1 rRNA gene is annotated in these 3177 nt (G+C 56.6%); it reads left to right on the top strand.

The features are described 5' to 3' along the window. The first annotated feature begins 30 nt into the window (after positions 1 to 30). Positions 31 to 3155, top strand: a 23S ribosomal RNA gene (locus GA0115254_RS42755). Positions 3156 to 3177: the final 22 nt, after the last annotated feature.

The raw sequence follows: 3177 nt of genomic DNA, 5'->3' as shown, positions 1-3177 counted from the left end.
GAGAACTGCACAGTGGACGCGAGCATCTGTGGCCAAGTTTTTAAGGGCGCACGGTGGATGCCTTGGCACCAGGAACCGATGAAGGACGTGGGAGGCCACGATAGGCCCCGGGGAGCTGTCAACCGAGCTTTGATCCGGGGGTGTCCGAATGGGGAAACCCGGCAGTCGTCATGGGCTGTCACCCGCTGCTGAACACATAGGCAGTGTGGAGGGAACGAGGGGAAGTGAAACATCTCAGTACCCTCAGGAAGAGAAAACAACCGTGATTCCGGGAGTAGTGGCGAGCGAAACTGGATGAGGCCAAACCGTATGCGTGTGATACCCGGCAGGGGTTGCGCATGCGGGGTTGTGGGATCTCTCTTTCACGGTCTGCCGGCTGTGAGACGAGTCAGAAACCGTTGATGTAGGCGAAGGACATGCGAAAGGTCCGGCGTAGAGGGTAAGACCCCCGTAGCTGAAACATTGACGGCTCGTTTGAGAGACACCCAAGTAGCACGGGGCCCGAGAAATCCCGTGTGAATCTGGCGGGACCACCCGCTAAGCCTAAATATTCCCTGGTGACCGATAGCGGATAGTACCGTGAGGGAATGGTGAAAAGTACCGCGGGAGCGGAGTGAAATAGTACCTGAAACCGTGTGCCTACAAGCCGTGGGAGCGTCGCTGTTGTTCTTCGGAGCAATAGTCGTGACTGCGTGCCTTTTGAAGAATGAGCCTGCGAGTTTGCGGTGTGTTGCGAGGTTAACCCGTGTGGGGAAGCCGTAGCGAAAGCGAGTCCGAACAGGGCGTTTCAGTAGCACGCTCAAGACCCGAAGCGGAGTGATCTAGCCATGGGCAGGTTGAAGCGGAGGTAAGACTTCGTGGAGGACCGAACCCACCAGGGTTGAAAACCTGGGGGATGACCTGTGGTTAGGGGTGAAAGGCCAATCAAACTCCGTGATAGCTGGTTCTCCCCGAAATGCATTTAGGTGCAGCGTCGTGTGTTTCTTGCCGGAGGTAGAGCACTGGATAGGCGATGGGCCCTACCGGGTTACTGACCTTAGCCAAACTCCGAATGCCGGTAAGTGAGAGCGCGGCAGTGAGACTGTGGGGGATAAGCTCCATGGTCGAGAGGGAAACAGCCCAGAGCATCGACTAAGGCCCCTAAGCGTACGCTAAGTGGGAAAGGATGTGGAGTCGCAGAGACAACCAGGAGGTTGGCTTAGAAGCAGCCACCCTTGAAAGAGTGCGTAATAGCTCACTGGTCAAGTGATTCCGCGCCGACAATGTAGCGGGGCTCAAGCGTACCGCCGAAGTCGTGTCATTCGTACATGTATCCCCAACGGGAGTACGGATGGGTAGGGGAGCGTCGTGTGCCGGGTGAAGCAGCCGCGGAAGCGAGTTGTGGACGGTTCACGAGTGAGAATGCAGGCATGAGTAGCGATACACACGTGAGAAACGTGTGCGCCGATTGACTAAGGGTTCCTGGGTCAAGCTGATCTGCCCAGGGTAAGTCGGGACCTAAGGCGAGGCCGACAGGCGTAGTCGATGGACAACCGGTTGATATTCCGGTACCCGCTTTGAAACGCCCAATACTGAATCAGGCGATGCTAAGTCCGTGAAGCCGGCCCGATCTCTTCGGAGTTGAGGGTAGTGGTGGAGCCGACGAACCAGACTTGTACTAGGTAAGCGATGGGGTGACGCAGGAAGGTAGTCCAGCCCGGGCGGTGGTTGTCCCGGGGTAAGGGTGTAGGCCGTGTGGTAGGTAAATCCGTCACACGTTAAGGCTGAGACCTGATGCCGAGCCGATTGTGGTGAAGTGGATGATCCTATGCTGTCGAGAAAAGCCTCTAGCGAGTTTCATGGCGGCCCGTACCCTAAACCGACTCAGGTGGTCAGGTAGAGAATACCGAGGCGTTCGGGTGAACTATGGTTAAGGAACTCGGCAAAATGCCCCCGTAACTTCGGGAGAAGGGGGGCCATCACTGGTGAGGAGACTTGCTCTCCGAGCTGGGGGTGGCCGCAGAGACCAGCGAGAAGCGACTGTTTACTAAAAACACAGGTCCGTGCGAAGCCGTAAGGCGATGTATACGGACTGACGCCTGCCCGGTGCTGGAACGTTAAGGGGACCGGTTAGCTGACTTTCGGGTCGGCGAAGCTGAGAACTTAAGCGCCAGTAAACGGCGGTGGTAACTATAACCATCCTAAGGTAGCGAAATTCCTTGTCGGGTAAGTTCCGACCTGCACGAATGGCGTAACGACTTCTCGACTGTCTCAACCATAGGCCCGGTGAAATTGCACTACGAGTAAAGATGCTCGTTTCGCGCAGCAGGACGGAAAGACCCCGGGACCTTTACTACAGTTTGATATTGGTGTTCGGTTCGGCTTGTGTAGGATAGGTGGGAGACTTTGAAGCAGCCACGCCAGTGGTTGTGGAGTCGCCGTTGAAATACCACTCTGGTCGTGCTGGATGTCTAACCTGGGTCCGTGATCCGGATCAGGGACAGTGTCTGATGGGTAGTTTAACTGGGGCGGTTGCCTCCTAAAGAGTAACGGAGGCGCCCAAAGGTTCCCTCAGCCTGGTTGGCAATCAGGTGTTGAGTGTAAGTGCACAAGGGAGCTTGACTGTGAGACCGACGGGTCGAGCAGGGACGAAAGTCGGGACTAGTGATCCGGCAGTGGCTTGTGGAAGCGCTGTCGCTCAACGGATAAAAGGTACCCCGGGGATAACAGGCTGATCTTCCCCAAGAGTCCATATCGACGGGATGGTTTGGCACCTCGATGTCGGCTCGTCGCATCCTGGGGCTGGAGTCGGTCCCAAGGGTTGGGCTGTTCGCCCATTAAAGCGGTACGCGAGCTGGGTTTAGAACGTCGTGAGACAGTTCGGTCCCTATCCGCTGTGCGCGTAGGAATATTGAGAAGGGCTGTCCCTAGTACGAGAGGACCGGGACGGACGAACCTCTGGTGTGCCAGTTGTCCTGCCAAGGGCATGGCTGGTTGGCTACGTTCGGAAAGGATAACCGCTGAAAGCATCTAAGCGGGAAGCCTGCTTCGAGATGAGTGTTCCCACCAACTTGATTGGTTAAGGCTCCCAGTAGACGACTGGGTTGATAGGCCAGATGTGGAAGCCCGGTAACGGGTGGAGCTGACTGGTACTAATAGGCCGAGGGCTTGTCCTCAGTTGCTCGCGTCCACTGTGTT

The organism is Streptomyces sp. Ncost-T10-10d, from assembly GCF_900091955.1.
Classification (GTDB): domain Bacteria; phylum Actinomycetota; class Actinomycetes; order Streptomycetales; family Streptomycetaceae; genus Streptomyces.
This window is presented reverse-complemented; position numbering and strand designations above follow the sequence as displayed.